This is a genomic window from Mesorhizobium sp. M0678, assembly GCF_040320505.1.
In the GTDB taxonomy this organism is placed as follows: domain Bacteria; phylum Pseudomonadota; class Alphaproteobacteria; order Rhizobiales; family Rhizobiaceae; genus Mesorhizobium.
Map to the genome: position 1 here is coordinate 257730 of NZ_JAMYPT010000004.1, position 18849 is coordinate 276578.

At 64.2% G+C, this 18849-nt stretch carries 18 protein-coding genes and 1 riboswitch; of the genes, 9 read left to right on the forward strand and 9 right to left on the reverse strand.

The window, feature by feature from the left end:
- The first annotated feature begins 9 nt into the window (after window positions 1-9).
- The 8 genes from NKI29_RS10150 (at window position 10) to dhaL (ending at window position 8159) form a co-directional block, all read left to right on the forward strand.
- Window positions 10-894, forward strand: a complete 885-nt coding sequence (locus NKI29_RS10150; RefSeq protein ID WP_031211585.1) for a helix-turn-helix domain-containing protein — start codon at window positions 10-12, stop codon at window positions 892-894.
- 129 nt (window positions 895-1023) lie between these two features.
- Entirely contained in the window at window positions 1024-1683 is a 660-nt protein-coding gene (locus NKI29_RS10155; protein ID WP_352453241.1) for a 2Fe-2S iron-sulfur cluster-binding protein, read from the forward strand.
- 3 nt (window positions 1684-1686) lie between these two features.
- Window positions 1687-2673 carry an FAD binding domain-containing protein gene (locus NKI29_RS10160; RefSeq protein ID WP_352569350.1) on the forward strand — a complete coding sequence of 329 codons (987 nt, stop codon included), beginning with the start codon at window positions 1687-1689 and terminating at the stop codon, window positions 2671-2673.
- A gap of 71 nt (window positions 2674-2744) precedes the next feature.
- The gene (locus NKI29_RS10165) at window positions 2745-3215 is read left to right on the forward strand and encodes a nuclear transport factor 2 family protein (protein WP_352569349.1); all 471 of its coding nucleotides are present in this window, start codon (window positions 2745-2747) and stop codon (window positions 3213-3215) included.
- 98 nt (window positions 3216-3313) lie between these two features.
- Window positions 3314-5623 carry a xanthine dehydrogenase family protein molybdopterin-binding subunit gene (locus NKI29_RS10170; protein WP_352796114.1) on the forward strand — a complete coding sequence of 770 codons (2310 nt, stop codon included), beginning with the start codon at window positions 3314-3316 and terminating at the stop codon, window positions 5621-5623.
- A gap of 116 nt (window positions 5624-5739) precedes the next feature.
- A riboswitch (FMN riboswitch) is annotated at window positions 5740-5886 on the forward strand.
- A 77-nt stretch (window positions 5887-5963) separates the two neighbouring features.
- On the forward strand, window positions 5964-6437 hold the full coding sequence (locus tag NKI29_RS10175; protein ID WP_352796117.1) for a 6,7-dimethyl-8-ribityllumazine synthase: 474 nt from the start codon (window positions 5964-5966) through the stop codon (window positions 6435-6437).
- Between the two features lie 66 nt (window positions 6438-6503).
- Complete coding sequence (locus NKI29_RS10180; protein ID WP_023676013.1) at window positions 6504-7511, forward strand: dihydroxyacetone kinase subunit DhaK; 1008 nt, start codon at window positions 6504-6506, stop codon at window positions 7509-7511.
- A 9-nt stretch (window positions 7512-7520) separates the two neighbouring features.
- A complete protein-coding gene (dhaL, locus tag NKI29_RS10185; RefSeq protein WP_023676014.1) occupies window positions 7521-8159 on the forward strand; it encodes a dihydroxyacetone kinase subunit DhaL in 639 nt (212 codons plus the stop codon).
- Here dhaL and derI read toward each other — a convergent pair.
- From derI to NKI29_RS10200, 3 genes are read right to left on the reverse strand one after another with little or no spacing between them, the layout of a single operon-like run.
- On the reverse strand, window positions 8156-8599 hold the full coding sequence (derI, locus tag NKI29_RS10190) for a D-erythrulose-4-phosphate isomerase (protein ID WP_352796119.1): 444 nt from the start codon (window positions 8597-8599) through the stop codon (window positions 8156-8158). The two genes, dhaL and derI, sit on opposite strands and share 4 nt — an antisense overlap.
- Window positions 8600-8625: 26 nt before the next feature.
- Complete coding sequence (locus tag NKI29_RS10195) at window positions 8626-9384, reverse strand: triose-phosphate isomerase (protein WP_352796121.1); 759 nt, start codon at window positions 9382-9384, stop codon at window positions 8626-8628.
- Between the two features lie 10 nt (window positions 9385-9394).
- Window positions 9395-10159 carry a DeoR/GlpR family DNA-binding transcription regulator gene (locus NKI29_RS10200; protein ID WP_352796124.1) on the reverse strand — a complete coding sequence of 255 codons (765 nt, stop codon included), beginning with the start codon at window positions 10157-10159 and terminating at the stop codon, window positions 9395-9397.
- A 256-nt stretch (window positions 10160-10415) separates the two neighbouring features.
- Between NKI29_RS10200 and fba the strand changes: the two genes are divergently transcribed.
- Complete coding sequence (fba, locus tag NKI29_RS10205; RefSeq protein ID WP_352575570.1) at window positions 10416-11480, forward strand: class II fructose-bisphosphate aldolase; 1065 nt, start codon at window positions 10416-10418, stop codon at window positions 11478-11480.
- Window positions 11481-11520: 40 nt separating this feature from the next.
- On the opposite strand, the gene NKI29_RS10210 is transcribed toward fba, so the two are convergent.
- From NKI29_RS10210 to NKI29_RS10235, 6 genes are read right to left on the reverse strand one after another with little or no spacing between them, the layout of a single operon-like run.
- Window positions 11521-12459: a sugar phosphate isomerase/epimerase family protein gene (locus tag NKI29_RS10210; RefSeq protein ID WP_352575682.1), complete on the reverse strand. Its 939-nt coding sequence runs from the start codon at window positions 12457-12459 to the stop codon at window positions 11521-11523.
- Window positions 12459-13976 carry a glycerol-3-phosphate dehydrogenase gene (locus NKI29_RS10215; protein WP_352796127.1) on the reverse strand — a complete coding sequence of 506 codons (1518 nt, stop codon included), beginning with the start codon at window positions 13974-13976 and terminating at the stop codon, window positions 12459-12461. Before NKI29_RS10215 ends, NKI29_RS10210 begins: the two co-directional genes overlap by 1 nt.
- Window positions 13977-13995: 19 nt before the next feature.
- A complete protein-coding gene (locus NKI29_RS10220) occupies window positions 13996-15036 on the reverse strand; it encodes a 2-hydroxyacid dehydrogenase (RefSeq protein ID WP_352796129.1) in 1041 nt (346 codons plus the stop codon).
- A 7-nt stretch (window positions 15037-15043) separates the two neighbouring features.
- Window positions 15044-16606 carry an FGGY-family carbohydrate kinase gene (locus NKI29_RS10225; protein WP_352796132.1) on the reverse strand — a complete coding sequence of 521 codons (1563 nt, stop codon included), beginning with the start codon at window positions 16604-16606 and terminating at the stop codon, window positions 15044-15046.
- Complete coding sequence (locus NKI29_RS10230) at window positions 16606-17730, reverse strand: ABC transporter ATP-binding protein (RefSeq protein WP_352680414.1); 1125 nt, start codon at window positions 17728-17730, stop codon at window positions 16606-16608. Before NKI29_RS10230 ends, NKI29_RS10225 begins: the two co-directional genes overlap by 1 nt.
- Window positions 17727-18845 (reverse strand): ABC transporter ATP-binding protein, encoded by a 1119-nt coding sequence (locus NKI29_RS10235; protein WP_352796135.1) that lies wholly within the window; start codon window positions 18843-18845, stop codon window positions 17727-17729. Before NKI29_RS10235 ends, NKI29_RS10230 begins: the two co-directional genes overlap by 4 nt.
- Window positions 18846-18849 lie beyond the last annotated feature (4 nt).

Genomic DNA, 18849 nt, shown 5'->3' on the forward strand with positions numbered 1-18849 from the left:
GATACCGCGATGTCATTCAGACCGTTGCTTGGTGACGGACGGGTTCGGAGCCAGGACGAGAAGTCGGAGCCCCTGCAAACCGCGTCATGGGTCAGCTCCTCGATCGTCTTCGACAACCGGCGGTGGGCGTGCCGGGAGGCGGAGCTCCGCTGGACAGCCCCTCATCATCTGATCGTGCTGACCGAAGAAGGCGGCACGTCCCATACATCCATCCGGCACGAGGCACGATCCCTTTACGACGGAATGGACCGTCCCGGAGCCCTCACCTTCGTCCCGGCAGGCGCGGAACGACAGGGCTTCTATCGCGATGTAAACCTCTCCTATTCAGCCCTGTGGATCGATCCCGATATCGGGCTTCCCGGATGCGAACGCCTGAGGAACCTGCCTATACTGGTAAACAAGAAAGACGCGGTCGTCGCCACGCTCTTGAGTTCGCTTCGTGACGAGATGGCACTCGGCCACAAGCCAGACACTGCCTATGTCGAGCATCTGGTCGCCCTCGTCAGTCTCCGCGTGGCCAACCTGAGCCGGGAGCAACCGCGGTTTGTACGTCACGGCTGTCTCAGCCGCCGGGCACTTGGTCGCGTTCGGGATTACATCGATGCGCATATGAATTCCGACATTTCGCTAAGCGAGCTGGCAGCCGCCGCGGGCATGGCCGTCGACAGTTTTGCGCGTCGCTTCAAGGCGACGACCGGCCTTGCACCCTACGCCTATGTGATCGAGGAACGGGTGCGGCGAGCGGAGGCGCTGCTGCGCGAAACGGGTTTGTCGATCGGTGTCATTGCCTTTCGGCTCGGCTTCTCAAGCCAGAGCCACTTCACCACGACCTTCCGACGTCTGAGGGGCATGACGCCTCGTGCCTATCGGGTGAATTCTTCTCCAGAATCCTGATAGTGCCGCCGGTTTCTTGAAAGAAAGCCGCCGCCCGCACTCCCACCTCCAGTGTCGTTGGGTGACAGAACCCGAGGGTTCGCTCGGGTCAAGTTGCCGTCTGCGCTTCATTGCGGCTGGGAGATCATGATGGCCAAAACGGACAACAGGAGCGGGCCGACGCGTCGGATGGTATTGGAAGGCGGTGTTGCGACCGGGGTGCTCCTGGCTACCGGACTACCGGTTGACGCCGAGCCGGCCGAGACCGTCACGGCGGCTGCGTCGTCCTCACCGCTACCGACGATGACGATGTCGTTACGGATCAACGCGAAGGATCTTGCCATCGAGCTCGACCCGCGGACGACGCTGCTCGACGCCCTGCGCAACCATCTCGGCCTCACCGGCTCGAAGAAGGGCTGCGACCACGGCCAGTGCGGCGCATGCACGGTGCTCGTCGATGGGCGCCGGATCAATTCCTGCCTGACGCTTGCCGCAATGCATGAAGGCGACGAGATCACCACGGTCGAGGGCCTTGCCGAGGGTGACCGGCTGCATCCGGTCCAGGCCGCCTTCGTCGCCCGCGACGGTTTCCAGTGCGGCTACTGTACGCCAGGCCAGATCTGCTCGGCGGTTGGCATGCTGGGCGAGGCGCGGGCCGGCTGGCCAAGCCATGCGAGCGCCGACGTGGCAGCGGCTTCCGTCGCTCTCACCGATGCCGAGATCCGCGAGCGGATGAGCGGCAACATCTGCCGTTGCGCCGCCTATCCGAACATTGTCGCTGCAATCCGCGACGCGGCAGAGGAGGCATGAGCAATGCAGTCCTTCACTTATGAACGTGCGACGAGTGCTGAGCAGGCGGCGGCCGCGGTTGCGGCCCGGCCGGACGCCAAGTTCATCAGCGGCGGCACCAACCTGCTCGACCTGATGAAGCTCGAGATCGAGCGCCCAGCGCATCTCGTCGACATCAGCCGGCTGCCACTTGATCGGATCGAGGAGACGGCGGAAGGCGGGCTTCGGGTCGGCGCCCAGGTCCGCAATAGCAATCTCGCCGCCGACCCGCGGGTAAGGTCGCGCTACCCGATGCTCACGCAAGCGCTGCTGGCGGGAGCGTCCGGCCAGATACGCAACAAGGCCTCGACCAGCGGCAATCTCCTGCAGCGCACGCGCTGCCCCTATTTCTACGACCGCAACATGCCCTGCAACAAGCGCCAGCCGGGTTCGGGCTGCGCGGCACTTCAGGGCTTCAACCGCATGCACGCCGTACTCGGCGCGAGCGAAGCCTGCATCGCGGTCCATCCTTCTGACATGGCGGTCGCCATGTCCGGGCTCGACGCCAGGATCGAGACCGTCTCGCCCGGCGGCGAGACCCGCACGATCCCGATCGGCGATTTCCATCGGTTGCCCGAGGCGACGCCCCAGGTGGAGACCGTGCTCGGCCACGGCGAAATAGTCGTTGCGGTTGCCCTGCCGCCACCACCGCCCGGCCGACAGGCTTACCGCAAGGTGCGCGACCGTGCTTCCTACGCCTTCGCGCTGGTGTCGGTGGCAGCAATCGTCGAGAAAAGCGGCGACCGTATCCGAAGCGCTCGGATCGCCATGGGCGGCGTGGCAGCGAAACCCTGGCGCGCGACGGAGGCGGAGCGCGCGCTGGCAGGCGCGGCGGCGTCCGACGGTGCCTTTAGCGACGCGGCCGAAGCCGCGCTCGCCGGAGCCGTCGGGCATGGCGTCAATGATTTCAAGATCCCGCTGGCGAAACGGACGATGCGGCACACGCTCGCTGCTGCCGCCGAGAGTGCATGAGGCGACACGATGACAGAGACGACGACCCCGAACCGCGGTTCCCAGCTGCAGGCGCCGAGCAGGAGATCGATATGAAACTCACGCGACGCGCCGTTGCCGCCGCGGGTGGCGGCCTTCTCGTCTCTGCCGCCACAGCCTGGGGCGCCGCATCCGATCCGGGAGCTCGTCACGGGCTCGAGGCCGCCGTCGACGCCTTCTTTGCCGGCTGGGCCTCTGGCGACTGGACGGCATTCCTTGATTGTTGCGATGAGACGATGACCTTCCAATTCCCTGTCGGCGAGCAACGAGGCCGACACGGACCGCCGGAAGGCAAGCGGGCACTCGCAGCCTGGACCGCCGCGCATCAAGCGCAGGGGAACAGGATCACGAAATCGACCGTCGATCTCAAGCTCTTCGCCGCCGACTGGGTCATCGTCTGCGATCGCGGGAGCGGGACAATCAGTGGCGCGCCCTACACTGGCCTGCATGCGATCTTCATGCGAGCCGGCCCAACAGGGAGGCTGGTCGAGTTTCGCGAGTATTTCGGCGAGATCGCCGCGTGAGTTCCGGCCGCCGCGCGACGAACATAAAGGTGCGAGGAAGCGGCGTCGTCGCGGCCTCGATGCTTCCGAACTCCAGATGAAAAATCTTTAGGTGACTTATGAACGAGACCATACCCGGACTGCCCGGCTCCGCCACCCATTCAAGGGTGAAACCTCGTGCCGATGTTGGCATCATCGGGCGGCCGATCGACCGCATCGACGGTCCGCTCAAAGTGACGGGCGGCGCCACATACGCTTACGAGAATGAGCTGGATGGTACAGCCTATGGCTACATTCTCGGCGCCTCCGTCGCCAAGGGCCGCATCGCCGAGATCGACACGGCCGATGCCGAACGGGCGCCGGCAGTGCTGCTCGTCATGACGAACCGCAATGCGCCGGCCCAGCCGGATTTCGGCCCAACGGTCACGCCAACGGTGCCGGAGGTCTTCACGCGCCCCCGGCCCGCGCTCAACAGTGATCGGGTACGGTATTACGACGAGCCGGTCGCGCTGGTCGTTGCGGAGACGTTCGAGGCGGCGCGCGCTGCTGCGGGCCTCATCAGAGTACGCTACGACGAGGAGCCGGGCCTCTACGATCTACCGGGACATATCGCCGACGCCTACGCGCCAAAGCGGACCAATGCCGGCTTCGAGACCGACAGCGTGGTCGGCGACTTCGAGCGCGCCTTTGCGACGGCGCCGATCAAGATCGATTCCACTTACGGGACCCCCTTCGAACATCACAATCCGATGGAGCCGCATGCGACGCTTGCTGCCTGGTCAGGCAACGAGCTGACGATCCGTACATCGGCGCAGACCCTCGCGAACTTCCGGGCCGGGGTCGCCAGCACGCTTCGCATCCCGCTCGAGCGAGTGCGCATCGTCAGCCCCTTCATCGGCGGAGGCTTCGGTTCCAAGCTGATTGCCCATGCCGACACGATCCTGACCGCACTTGCAGCGCAGGTGCTGCAGCGCCCCGTGAAGATCGCGCTGACGCGACAACAGATGTTCGCCAATGCCGGTCATCGCGCAGAGATGGTCCAACAGGTACGTCTCGGCGCGGACACTGACGGGCGGCTCACCGGGATCGCGCACGATGTCTGGTCCGCAACGTCCAGCTTCGAGGAGTACTGCGAACAAACGGCAGTTTTTGCGCGCTCGCTCTACGCCGCGCCGAACCGTCTCACCCGCCATCGCCTGGTTCCGCTGGACATCAACCGCGGCGAATGGATGCGCTCGCCCGGCGAAGCGCCCGGCATGCTGGCTTTCGAATGCGCCATGGATGAGCTCGCCGAGCGCGCCGGTCTGGACCCGATCGAACTCAGGATCCGCAACGAACCGGCACAGGATCCCGAGCGCGGCGTGCCGTTCTCCACCCGCAATCTCGTCGCCTGCATGGAGGAAGGCGCCCGCCGTTTCGGCTGGGAGCGGAGAAACCCGACACCGGGCCGAACTCGGGAGGGCCGCAAGCTTATCGGCCACGGCATGGCGGCGGCGATCCGTCCGAACTATATCGGCGCGGCGACGGCGCGGGTTGCGATCGACCGGGACTGTCGGGTGACGGCGCGGCTCGACATGACCGATATTGGGACCGGCACCTATACGATCCTGACCCAGATTGCCGCCGAGAGCCTCGGCCTGCCGATCTCGTCCGTCAAGGTGGAGCTCGGCGACAGCCGCTTCCCGCGTACCGCCGGCTCCGGCGGGTCCTGGGGCGCAGCAAGCGCGGGTTCGGCCTTGTATAATGCGTGCAACGTCCTCAAGGAACGGATCCTGGAGGCGGCGCAGTCGAACGAAGCCTCGCCGTTGCGCGGCGCGAACGCCACCGAGGCAAGCTTTGCCGACGGCGAGGTCAGGGTCGGCCAGCGATCGGCGAGCCTGGCCGATCTTATCCGAGGGATCTCTCCCGACGGGCTCGAAGCCGAAGGCTCCGTAGCCGCGGGCGCCACCACCCAGTCATACAAGACCTATTCGCAGCATTCCTATGGCGCGCATTTCGCAGAGGTCGCTGTCGATTGCGATACCGGTGAAATCCGCATGCGCCGGATGCTGGCTGTGATCGGCGCGGGCCGTATCCTCAACGCCAAGACCGCGCGCTCGCAAATCATCGGCGGCATGACCTGGGGGATCGGTGCAGCGCTGATGGAGCAGACGGTGCTCGACCCGCGCTACGGCCACTTCGTCAATCACGATCTTGCCGAGTATCATGTGCCGGTCAATGGCGATGTCCCCGATATGGAGGTCGCCTTCCTCGAGGAAGACGACGACAAGGCCAACCCGCTTGGCGCAAAGGGTCTCGGCGAGCTCGGCGTGTGCGGTGCGGGGGCTGCTGTCGCCAACGCCGTTTACAACGCGGCCGGCGTGCGAGTGCGTGAATTTCCCATCACCTTGGACAAGGTGCTGCCTGCCTTACCTGTGATCGCCATTTGACGCTCTCCTCCCTCGCCCTCAACGGTGACCAGGTCGAAACGGATCGCTATTTCTGCGCCATCGATGACGACGCCGGTGGTTGACAGCGCTTTCCGGCCCTTCCATACAAACGCCGTCAATGTTCTCAGGGCGGGGTGAAAGTCCCCACCGGCGGTAAGGGTCTCGGCCCAAGCCCGCGAGCGCTTTCCGGTTAGCCGGAGGGGTCAGCAGATCCGGTGTGATTCCGGAGCCGACGGTCACAGTCCGGATGGAAGAGAACGAAATGGAAGACGGTCCGCTTTCGCGGTTCGGACTCCGTATCGTGCGTCCTGATTCTGGTTCGAAACGGAAGGATGGACCCATGAATCAGCATTCCTACAACGACTATGAAACGATCCGCGTTGCCGTCATTCGCGCGCGTTGGCATGCCGATATCGTCGACCAATGCGTTGAAGCATTCGAGGCGGAACTGGCGGTTCTCGGAGAGAAACGCTTTGCCGTCGATGTCTTCGATGTGCCTGGCGCTTATGAGATTCCCCTGCATGCAAAGACGCTTGCCGTGACCGGCCGCTATGCCGCTATCCTCGGCGCCGCGTTCGTCGTCAATGGCGGCATCTACCGGCACGAGTTTGTTGCAAGCGCGGTCATCGACGGGATGATGAATGTGCAATTGTCGACTGGCGTGCCGGTGCTTTCGGCGGTGCTGACGCCGCACAACTACCATGACAGCGCGGACCATCACCGCTTCTTCTTCGAGCATTTCAAGGTCAAGGGCAAAGAGGCGGCCAGTGCCTGCGTGCAACTGCTGGCAGCACGCGAACACATCGCGGCGTGAAACCTCCACCGCCGGGTGGAAATCCCGGTAAGGCGCTGTAGTATCTCACGAAGCAGGAGGATGCCGGTGCAGACCAAGAAGATCATCAATGACGGCAATCGCTCCGTCGACGAGATGCTGGAGGGCATTCTGGCCGCGCATCCGCGCCACCTCAGAAGCGCGGACGGCAGTCCGCGCGCCATTATCGCCCGCGACGGACCGCGCCCAGACAAGGTCGGCCTTGTCATCGGCGGCGGCTCGGGCCATGAGCCGACCTTCCTCGGCTTCGTCGGCAAGGGGCTGGCTGACGCGGCCGCGATCGGCAATGTCTTCGCCTCGCCGCCGCCGGACCCGATCCTCGAATGCGCCAAGGCGGCCAGCGGTGGCGCCGGCGTGCTGTTCATGTACGGCAACTATGCCGGCGACGTGATGAACTTCGACATGGCCGCCGAAATGGCGGCAATGGACGACATCGAGGTGCGTACCGTGCTGACCACCGACGATGTCGCCTCGGCGCCACGCGACCAGAGGCAGAAGCGACGCGGCGTCGCCGGCAATTTCTTCATCTTCAAGGCCGCCGGTGCCGCCTGCGACCGAATGCTCTCTTTCGACGAGTGCGAGCGCATCGCCAGGAAGGCCAACGATCACACCTTCACCATGGGCGTGGCGCTGTCGCCCTGCTCGTTGCCGCAGACCCGCCGGCCCAATTTCGAGATCGGACCGGACGAGATGGAGATCGGCATGGGCATCCATGGCGAGCCAGGCATCGCGCGCGGAAAATTGAAAACCGCCGACGAGATCACAGACGAGATGCTGGACAATATCCTCGACGAGATGGCGCCGGCGCGCGGCGACAAGGTCGCGGTGCTGGTCGATTCGCTCGGCTCGACGCCGCTGATGGAACTCTACATCATGAATCGGCGGGTCAAGCAGAGGCTCGACGAGATCGGCGTTTCCGTCCACGCGACCTGGGTCGGCAATTACTGCACCTCTCTCGAAATGGCCGGCGCCTCGGTGACGCTGATGCATCTCGACGGCGAGTTGCAGGCGATGCTCGACCATCCTTGCGACTGCGCCATGTTCCGCGCCGGCTGAGAAAGCATCATGACCTCGATCGATTCAGTCGGCTTGAAAAGAATGTTCGATGAGATCGCGGCGGCGATCGACGCCGACAAGGACAGGCTCTGCCAACTCGACGGCGTCATCGGCGACGCCGACCATGGCATCGCCATGGCACTAGGCTTCAGTGCTGCGCGCGATGCACTAGCGCAACTCGACCTCGCGGCGACCGAGCCGACGGCGCTGCTCAACACTGCGGCGAAATCCTTCCTCAACGCGGTCGGCGCCTCGTCAGGCCCGCTCTATGCGACCGCCTTCATGCGCGGTGCCGCCGCCGTCAAAGGCAAGGCAATTCTGGAGGACGCTGACATCATCGCCATGCTCCGGGCGATGGCGCAAGGCATCCAGGATCGCGGCAAGGCCGAGCTCGGCGAAAAGACCATGGTCGACGCCTGGCTGCCGGCGGCGCAAGCAGCGGGTGCCGCGCAGGAAGCCGGCAAGAGCCTGTCCGAGAGCCTGGAGGCTGCACTTGCAGCGGCCGAACGAGGTGCCGAGGCGACCAAGGACATGATCGCCGCCAAGGGCCGCTCATCGCGGCTCGGCGAGCGCTCGCTCGGGCATATGGACCCCGGCGCCGCGTCGGCCGTGACGATCATCAGGGCGATGCGGAACAGTCTGGCTTAGCCCCGCTTCGCCGCGTCGAGCCTGTCGATGGCCTGGACATTGCCGGCCGATGGTCCCTTCTCATCGAATTCCGATGCGAGCCAGGCGTCGACGATCGACTTGGCCAGTTCCGGGCCGATGACGCGCGCGCCCATGGTGATGATCTGGGCGTTGTTGGATTTCGCGGCGCGCTCTGCCGAATAGGTGTCGTGGGTGAGTGCGGCGCGAATGCCGCGGACCTTGTTGGCGGAAATGGATACGCCGATGCCGGTGCCGCAAAACAGGATGCCGCGATCGTTCTCGCCGTCCAGGATGGTCTGGGCGAGCTTCTGCGACAGGTCGGCATAGTAGCCCGCCTGGCTGAGGTCGTTGACCGTGAGGCCGGGCTTGGTGGCGAGGTGAGCGGCAATGACGTCGAGCAGCGGCTTGCCGGCGCTATCAGCTCCAATGGCAATTTTCATGTTCCGTTTCCTTCCTGTTTGATGATTCAGATCGCCGCCGAGGCGCGCTTGAGGATGTCGATATAGCCGTCCGCCTGCCAGGCCGAGCGGCCGATGAACAAGCCGTCGATGTTGGGCTGGCCGACCAGTTCGGCGGCATTTTGCGGATTGACGCTGCCGCCATAAAGCACCGGCGGCACCACCGGCAGCAGGTCGCGTGCGATTTTCTTGATTAGCGCCTGCTGCCTGTCGGCATAGTCCGAACTGGCCGGCACGCCCTTGTCGCCGATCGCCCAGACGGGCTCATAGGCAAACAGGATCGTCGCCGCCTTCGCCGCGCCTTCGAGAAACTGCAGCGCGCCGTGCACCTGCAAGGCCAGCACCGCAGCGGCCTGCCCGCTGTCGCGTTGAGCCAGGGTCTCGCCGACGCAGATGAGTGGCACGAGACCGTGCTTCACCGCCGCCGCGGTCTTCAGACCGACAGCCTTGTCGGTCTCGCCGAAATGCTCGCGCCGTTCGCTGTGGCCGAGCTCGACCATGTCGAGGCCGCAGTCTTTCAGCATGACCGGCGAGATCTCGCCGGTCCAGGCGCCGGCGTCGGCCCAATGCATGTTCTGCGCGCCGACCTTGATGCGCGTCGGCGACAGCGCTTTCTTGACCTCGCGGATCGCCGTGAAGGGCGGGATGACGAAAGGCTGGATGCGCTCGTCGAAACCGGGGACGAACTCCGCCAGCGCCTCGGCGAAAGCCATCGCCTCGGCGAGCGTCTTGTTCATTTTCCAGCTGGTGCCGACCCAATAAACCATACGTGCCCTCCTATTCTGCGATCACTGTCAGCGAAACGCCGGCACCATCCAGCGCGGCGCGCATCTGCGGCTGCGGCTCGCGGCCGGTGAAGACCGTGTCAAAGGCCTTGAGATCTGTCAGGAAGTGCAAGGCAGTGCGGCCGAATTTCCCATGATCGACCAGCAGATATTTGCGCGCTGCTGCGGCCATCATCAGCCGTTTGGTCTGGACCACTTCCTGATCCTGGTGAAAGGCAGAGGCACCATGGATGGCCGATGACGACAGGAACGCGACATCGGCGCGCAATGATTTCAGCGTGTCCTCGGCGAGCAGGCCGAAGAAGCCGTGAAACTTCTTGTTGTATTGGCCGCCGAGCGCAATCAGGTTGATGCCGGCAACGCCCGCCAAATCCTGGATGACAGCCAGATTGTTCGAGATCACCGTCAGCGGACGCAGATCGGCAAGATGCCGAGCAACGCCGCCCGCGGTTGAGCCGTCGTCGATGATCACCGTCTGACCCGGTTCGATCATCGTCACGGCAGCGGCGGCGATGCGCTTCTTCTCGTCGCCGGCCAGCCGCTGGCGGTAGCGGAAATCGCTCTCGAAAAGGCTGCTCGGCTGGATCGAGGCGCCGCCGCGCACCTTGCGCAGGAAGCCGCTTTCCTCGAGCTCGTCGAGGTCGCGGTGGACAGTCATCTTTGACACGCCGAAGCGTGAGGCAAGATCGTCGACACTGGCGGTGCCGAAGTCCATCAGAAAATCCATGATGCCTTGCCGACGGCCGTCGCTCTTCATTTCCGCGGCTTCCTCGTGCAATCCGGTTCCGAGATATAACAGCAAACGTCGCACAAGCCACCAAATTTTTTGTGATAATGTTATATCTCTATGGGATATTATGACGCTTCTGGTCGCGTCCTGTAACAAGAATTGCTGCCGGCCGAGCGCCCAGCGGTTGCGGTGCCGCGGAAATCCGGCCAGAAGCATCAGGGGCTCGACGACAACCGAACGGCCCGCAAACACTGGCTCGAAACCGGATACGGGAGACTACTGAGTGGCTCGCATCACACTGAGACAATTGCTCGATCATGCCGCCGAATACGGCTATGGCGTGCCTGCCTTCAACATGAACAATATGGAACAGGGTCTCGCCATCATGGAGGCCGCCGAGGAGACCAAATCGCCGGTTATCCTGCAGGCGAGCCGCGGCGCGCGAGCCTACGCCAACGATGTGGTGCTGGCCAAGCTGATCGACGCGCTGGTCGAAATCCATCCCGATATCCCGGTCTGCATGCATCTCGACCATGGCAACAACGAAGCGACCTGCGTCACCGCGATCCAGCACGGCTTCACCTCTGTGATGATGGACGGATCGCTGAAGGAAGACGGCAAGACGCCGGCCGACTACGCCTATAATTCCGGCATCACCCGCCGCGTCGTCGACATGGCGCATTGGGGCGGCGTCTCGGTGGAAGGCGAGATCGGCGTGCTTGGATCGCTGGAGATGGGCGGCGGCGAGCAGGAAGACGGCCATGGCGTCGAGGGCGTCATCAGCCACGACCAGCTGCTGACCGACCCGGTGCAGGCCGAACAATTCGTGCGCGACACCCGTGTCGATGCGCTGGCCGTCGCCATGGGCACCAGCCACGGCGCCTACAAGTTCAGCCGCAAGCCGGACGGCGCTGTGCTGGCCATGAACGTCATCGAGGAAATCCACCGCCGTCTGCCGAACATGCATCTCGTCATGCACGGCTCGTCCTCGGTGCCGGAGGAACTGCAGGAGATCATCAACAAATATGGCGGCCAGATGAAGCCGACATGGGGCGTGCCGGTCGAAGAGATCCAGCGCGGCATCAAGCATGGGGTGCGCAAGATCAACATCGATACCGACAACCGCATGGCGCTGACCGGTGCGATCCGCAAGGTGCTGACCGAGAACCCGAGCGAATTCGATCCGCGCAAATATCTGACGCCGGCAATGGCCGCGATGCGGAAGCTGTGCAAGGAGCGCTTCGAGCAATTCGGCACCGCCGGCAACGCACCGAAGATCAAGCCGCTGCCGCAGTCGGAAATGGCCAAGCGCTACAAGTCCGGAAGCCTCGATCCGAAATTTGGCTGACGGTTCTGAGCAGGAGCTGCCTCAGCTCCTGCTCATCCGATCATGCTCGCGGCAAGAGATCGGCCCTGCCGGTCTCGATAAATGGTGCCCAGTAGTCGACCGACTCGCGGATCATGGCGATGACCTGGTGGTCGACGGGCTCGCGCTCGCGGAACGACAATTCGAGGCAGATCTCGTTGTCGACGCCGCCGCCGCGACGCACCGTCTGAAGGAGCTTTTCCGGCGTGATACGGCCGTCGTTGTTGTAGGTCGCAGTGAACGGCCAATGGCCGCCCTTGTTCATCGACGACTGCTTGACGTGGATGATCGGCGATTGCCTGGGAAAGGCTTCGGCCCAGGCATAAGGGTCGGTGTCCGCCGGATTGCTCGAGGTCACGTCGCCATGGTCGATGTCGACCATCATCTTGAGCGGGACGGCCATGCCGGCCGCTTCGATCTCGCGCTGCAGTGCCCGGCAGCTTTCGATCGTATGGCCGAATTCGCGGCCGACCGACATCGGCTCCCAGAACAGGTAGGTCAAGCCGGCTGCTTTGGCATGCTCGGCGACCTCGCGCCAGCATTCCAGCGCGATGTCGAAAAGCCGCGCGCGACGTTCAGGATTGTCGTAATCCCGGTGGGTGAAGATCGCGAATTGCGTGCCCATGCCCGCGGCGCCGAGCTCGGCCGAAACTTCTGAAAAGGTCTTGAACCAGTCGACGTAGTAGCGCCGCACGTCGGCATCGGGATGGCCGAAATGATTGAGCCTGCCGTAAGGGCCGGTCATCGCGGAGGTCACGCGCACACCGGTGCGGTTGAGCGCGGAGCGGAACAGGCGGACGAATTTGGCGATCGTCGCCGCCGGCCAGCCGGGATTGACGAATTCATGGGTGAGTTGGACGTCCCTGATGCCGATGTCGTAGGCGATCGCGTCGATCAGGTCGTCCGGCTCCGCAAAGCGGTTGACCAGCGGATTGGTGTTGAGCGAAAGCGTAAAGGCCATCAGCCGGCCTTTGCCAGCCGGCTCGAGCACCAGTCCTCGAAGGCGGTTCTTTCCGCGGCCGACAGATGCAGGCCGTGCTTGGTGCGCCGTTCGAGGATATCGGCGGCGGTCTCGGCCCATTCATGCTCGAACAGGTAATTGGCTTCGCGCTCGAAAAAATCCTTGCCGAAGCGCCGGCCCAGTTCGGCGAGCGAGGTGGCCGCGCCGACCAGATCGCGCGTCCTTGTGCCGTAGAGCCTGCCGTAATGCTTGACCAGCGATGCCGGCATCCAGGGAAATTCATGGCCGAGGTCGCCCAGAAACTGCTCGAAATCGGCATTGGCGATATCGCCGCCCGGCAGGTGCCCTTTCGAGGTCCACGGCTTGCCCATTTTCGGAAAGAACGGGGCGATGCGGTCGAGCGCGTGCTCGGCCAATTTGCGGAAGGTGGTGATCTTGCCGCCGAAGACCGAAAGCAGCGGCGCCTGCCCAGCCGGTGCGTCGAGTTCGAATATGTAATCGCGGGTCACCGCGCTCGGATTGTCGGCATTGTCGTCATAGAGCGGCCTGACGCCGGAAAACGAGTAGACGACGTCGCTGCGTGCGAGCTGGCGCTTGAAGTAGCGATTGACTGCCTTGATCAGGTAATCGATCTCGCTCGCATCGGCGGTCACGTCCTCCGGCCGCCCTTCATAGGGAATGTCAGTGGTGCCGATCAGCGCCAGATCGTTCTGATAGGGATTGATGAAGATCACCCGCTTGTCGCTGTTCTGAACGAGATAGGCCTGCCGCCCTTCCCAGAATTTCGGCACAACGATGTGGCTGCCCTTGACCAGGCGCACGTTGCGCCTGGAATTCTGGCCGGCGACGCGGTTGATGACGTCGTTGACCCAGGGTCCGGCGGCGTTGATCAGCGCCCGTGCCCGGACTGTGGTCCTGACGCCGGTTCGACCGTCGCGCATCTCCACCGACCACACGCCGTGTTCGCGACGGGCGGCTGTGCAGGCGGTGCGGGTGAATATCCTGGCTCCGCGCTCAGCGGCGTCGAGCGCGTCGATGACGACCAGGCGAGCGTCATCGACCCAACAGTCAGAATATTCGAAGCCGCGCTTGAAGGCGTCCTTGATCGGCGCGCCTTCGGGCGCGGTGCGCAGGTCGAGCGTACGCGTGGCCGGCAGCCGCTTGCGGCCGCCAAGATGGTCGTAGAGGAACAGGCCGAGCCGGACCAGCCAGGCCGGCCGGTCATCGGGGCTGTGTGGCAGCACGAAGCGCATCGGCCAGATGATGTGCGGCGCGGATTCGAGCAGCACCTCGCGTTCGATCAGCGCCTCCCGCACCAAGCGGAACTCGTAATATTCGAGATAGCGCAAACCGCCATGAACGAGCTTTCCCGATCGCGAACTGGTGCCCTCGGCGAGATCGTCTTTTTCGCAAAGAATGACCGACAGCCCCCGGCCTGCCGCATCGCGCGCGATGCCGGCGCCATTGACGCCGCCGCCGATGACGAAGAGGTCGACGATTTCGGTTTCACCGCTCATCTCGCTCTATGCCCTGTCGTCAGCATGGATTGACCGGAGGCAGACCGGCGATGAAGCGGCGCACTTCCTCGGCCGCCTGCTCGGCCGCGTAGGTCACGGTGCGTACCGACGCGCCGGCGATATGCGGCGTCAGCGTCACGTTCGGCAGCTGCAGCAAGGGCCAGTCGGCAGGCACCGGCTCGACGGCGAACGTCTCCAGCATAGCACTGCCGATGTGTCCCGAGACGAGCGCCTCGTAGAGCGCATCGTAGTCGACCAGCGGTCCGCGCGCGGTATTGACGAAGATCACGCCGGGTTTCATCCGGGCGATGGCGTCCTTGGCGATCAGACCGCGCGTCTCTTCGGTGACCCGGGAGTGCAGCGTGACCACATCGGAGCGCGACAGCAGATCGTCCAGCGCAACCAGCTCGACGCCGGCATTGCGGTCCTCGGCGCTCAATTGCACATAGGGATCGCAGACCAGGATGCGGCAGCCGAAGGCGCGCAGCAGCCGAACCAGCCTGGTGCCGATATTGCCGTAGCCGATGACGCCGACGGTCATTTCGTTGAGCTCGCGGCCGGTACGGTCGGCACGGTAGAGATCGCCGCGCCACTCGCCCTTGCGCAAGGCTTCGTGGCCGACGCGGATCAGCCGCGTTTCGGCGAGAATGGCGCCGATGGTGAACTCGGCTACGGCGCTGGCATTGCGGCCGGGCACATTGACCACGGTGATGCCGTGGGCCTTGGCGGCGGCCATGTCGATGTTGATCGGCCCGCCGCGCGAGACCGCAACCAGCTTAAGCGTGGGCAGGCGCTGCATCATGCTTTCGGAGAGCGGCGCAAGCTGGGTGACGAAGATTTCGGCGTCGCCGATGAAATCCACCACCTCGTCGGGATCGCCGAAATACTCCTTGACCTTGTCCAGACCGAGCGCGGCATTGCCGAATTGCATCGGCTCGTCGGGCCAAGCGGTCTCAATGCTGCGGATGTCGAGGTTGTCGCCGCAGGCCGCCTCGATTTTCTCGCGAAACACTTCCGGAAGCATGAAGCGGTCGCCGATGATCGCAATTTTCTTGGGCATGCTCTTCTCAATTCACGTCGGTTTGCCTGGACGCGGCCATCGAACGCCAGACCGGCCGCAGCGCCTCATGCGCCAATGTGTAGGACGGAGCCATCGCCTCATAGGCACCGGCAAGTTTCCGGTCGCTGGGCTCGGCCGCACGGAGCAAAGGCGTGACCCATTCACTGACGCAATCGTCCATCGATGCGTACTGGCCGACGCAGACCGCAGCAATCATTGCGGCGCCCGCAGCACCGGCCTCCTCGCGCTCGCTGGTGCGAATGTCGGCGCCGACCGCAGCACCCAGGATCTTGCGCAGAGCCGGGCTCCTGGCCGCTCCGCCGGTCAGGCGGATTTCCTTGGGCAGTGGCCCCATGGCGGCGTAGCAATCGCGTGCCGCGAAAGCCAGCCCCTCGAACACCGCGCGGACCATGTCGGCATAGCCGTGCTTGGACGAAATGCCGATGAAGCCGGCCCTGGCATTGGCATCGACGAACGGCCCGCGCTCGCCGGCCTCCGAGACATAGGGCTGGTAGAGCAGCGAGCCTGGCTCGGACGACGATATCCACTGGTCGACCAGCGCGATCATCTCGCCATTGGTCCGCGTAATACCTTGCGCGGCGAGAATGCCGGAGGCGAGGCCAAGGACCCAGTCGATATTGAGCGTTGCCGCCATGTTCGACTGCATCTGCGCAAAGACGCCGGGTGCCGGCATCGTCATCGTGTAGCCGGTTGCAGCCTCGTTGAGCAGAACCTCGTCCGGCGTTTCGGCAAGCCGCATATGCATTCCGGTGGAGCCGATGATCGAGCATCCCGGCTTGCGTTCGCGATCGAACAGGCCGGCGCCGAGCGCCGTGCAGGCGACATCGACATAGGCCAGAACGACCGGTGTGCCGGCGAGCAGGCCGGTCGCATCGGCTGCTGCCACCGACAGCGAGGTGCTTTGCCTGGTGCCATCGACGATGGGCGGCAACAGATGCCGGAGATCGGTGACGCCGAGTACCTCGAGCACATCATCGCAATAGCCGCGCGTGCGGAAGTCGCCGAAGGTGAAGGTGCCCTCGGACGGGTCGGTGGCGCGGTGCCCGGTCAACTTGAAATAGAGCCAGTCCTTGCAGTGGAACGCCGTCGCTGCATTGGCAAGCATCGCGGGCATGTGGCGCTTCATGAACACGAACTGCGATCCCTGCTGGCAGGCAGCGAGCCCGCTGCCGGTCTTTTCGAAGCGCAGCCGGTCCTCCGGCCGCGCGCGGATCTCCTCGACGACCGCGGCAGCGCGCGCGTCGAGCCACAGCCAGCCCTTGGCAACCGGCTCGCCATCCTTGTCGATCAGCCAGGTACCGTCGCCCTGCCCAGTCACGGCGATGGCAATGGTCCGGCTGGCGAGATCCGGCACCTTGTCGGCAAGCTCGCGCAAGGTCGTCGCGGTATCGGCCCAGGTGCGTGTCAGGTCCTGCTCGGCGCCGCCGCCCGGCAGTGTCTCGTATTTATTGGGCAGCGCGGCGGACGCGATCTGCCTGCCCGCCGTGTCAAAGGCGACGGATTTTATGACAGACGTGCCGGCGTCGATGCCGATCAGCACATCCTGCATCAAGCAAGCTCCGTGCCGTGCGAAATGGCATTGCCGCTCGCCTGATCGAAGACGTGAAGGTTTTTCGGATCGATGCTGATCTTGATCGGCGCGCCAAGCTCCAAGCGAGTTCGGTCATGTTCGACCAGGACCAGCGAACCGCCGGCGAAATCGGCGGCGATATGGGTCTGGTCGCCGAGCCATTGATTGGCCGAAACCGTCGCCGGCACACCATCCTTGGAGCGGCGGACCGCATAGGGCCTGACGCCGATGACGACGCGCTGCCGGTTGAGCAATTCGTCGCGAACCGGGCCGCTGAACGCATCCTTGTCGTAGTCGAGCGAAAGCCCGTCGGGCAGCTTGAGACTGATCTTGCCGGCAGCCGTGCCGACATAGGCCTCGAAGACATTCATCGGCGGCTCGCCAACGAAGGTGCCGGTGAACAGGTTTGCCGGCCGCTCCTTGAGCCTGTCAGGCGTATCGAACTGCTGCAGCACGCCGCCCTCCATGACAGCGATGCGATCGGCCAGCGCATTGGCCTCGGTCTGGTCGTGGGTGACCAGAATCGCGGTCAGGCCACGCTCCTTGATGAAATGCTTGATGCGGCCGCGCAGCACGGCGCGAAGCTGCGGCTCGAGCTGGCCCATCGGCTCGTCCAGCAGATGCAGGTCGGCCTCGCGGATCAGCGCCCGGCCGAGGCTGGCGCGCTGCTGCTGGCCGCCGGAGATCGAGCTCGGATAGCGCTCGAGAATGTCCTCGATCTCGAGCAGCTTGGCGATGTTGGCAACCTTTGCATCGACCGCACTCTTCGCCAGCCTGGCGGCCTTGAGGGCGAAGGCCATGTTCTCGCGCACGGTCAGCGGCGGGTAGAGCGAATAACCCTCGAAAGCCATTGCGACGTTGCGCCTGACCGGCGGCAACGTGTGCACCTTGCGGCCGGCAACCGAGATGCTACCGCGCGAGACCTCTTCGAAGCCTGCGATCATGCGCAATGTCGAGGTCTTGCCGCAGCCGGACGAGCCGAGCAGCGCCACGATCTCGCCCTTGGCGATTTCCATCGTCAGGTTCTTGACGGCGTGTACGCCACGGTCGATCGGACCGTAGAACTTGTCGACGCCCGAAATGGTGATTGCGGTCGGGCTCATGCCGCTTCTCCGCTGCGCAAATTGACGACGTTTTTCGAGCCGATGCGCTCGCCGCTTGTGCGATCGAACAAAAGGGCGCTTTTACTGTCGACGGCAATGTAGACCTTGCCCTCGGATTGGCCCGGTGTCCCGGAAGGACGCGAAACCAGAATTTCACGGCCGCGCACGGTGCGCACCAGCGTGACGATCTTCTCGTTGAGCGGCGTCTCGGCCTCGACCGTCACCGGGATGGCGCCGGGCGTGCGTTCATCGACAAACGCCAGCGCCTCCGGCCGCAAACCGATCACGCAGTCGCGGCCGACCGCCGCCTCATGAGCGCCGGCAAGATGGACCTGGACGTTGGACAGGCCGACATAGATGCCCTTGGCGTCCCGCGCCGGCTTGACGTCCAGAAGGTTGATGGTCGGGTCGCCGAACAGCCGGGCAATCTCGACATTGGCCGGCTCGCGATAGATCTGCTCGGGCGTGCCGAGCTGTTTGACGACGCCCTGCGACATCACCGCGATGCGGTCGCCGAGCGCCATCGCTTCCTTGTAGTCCTGGGTGACGTAGATGACGGTCGCGCCACGATCCGCCAGCAGTCTTGGCAATTCCAGCCGCATTTCGAAGCGCAATTTGGCATCGACGTTGCGCAAGGGATCATCGAGCAGCAGCAGCGGCGGCGAGCCGACCAGGGCGCGGGCAAGCGCGGTGCGTTGCTTCTGGCCATTGGACAGCGCCCGCGGCTTGTGGCTGAGCACATGGCCGATTTTCAACAGCTTGGCGACGCTCTCGACGCCGGTCTTTATCGTGCCTTGCGATGAGTGCTTCGCCTGCAAAGGCGTGGCGATATTGTCGAACGCAGTCATATGCGGGAACAGCGCGAAGTTCTGGAAGGCCATGCCGACGCCACGGAACTCGGCATCGACATCGGTCATGTCCTCGCCGCCAATGAGGATCTTTCCTTCCTCCGGATCGATGACGCCGGCGACCAGCCGCAACAGCACCGTCTTGCCGGCGCCGGACGGACCGAACAGGACCAGCGTTTCGCCGTCGGCGACGGTCAGCGACAGATTGTCGAGAACGGTCTGGCTTTTGTAGCGCTTGACGATATTTCGCAGCTCGAGGCTTGCCATGGGA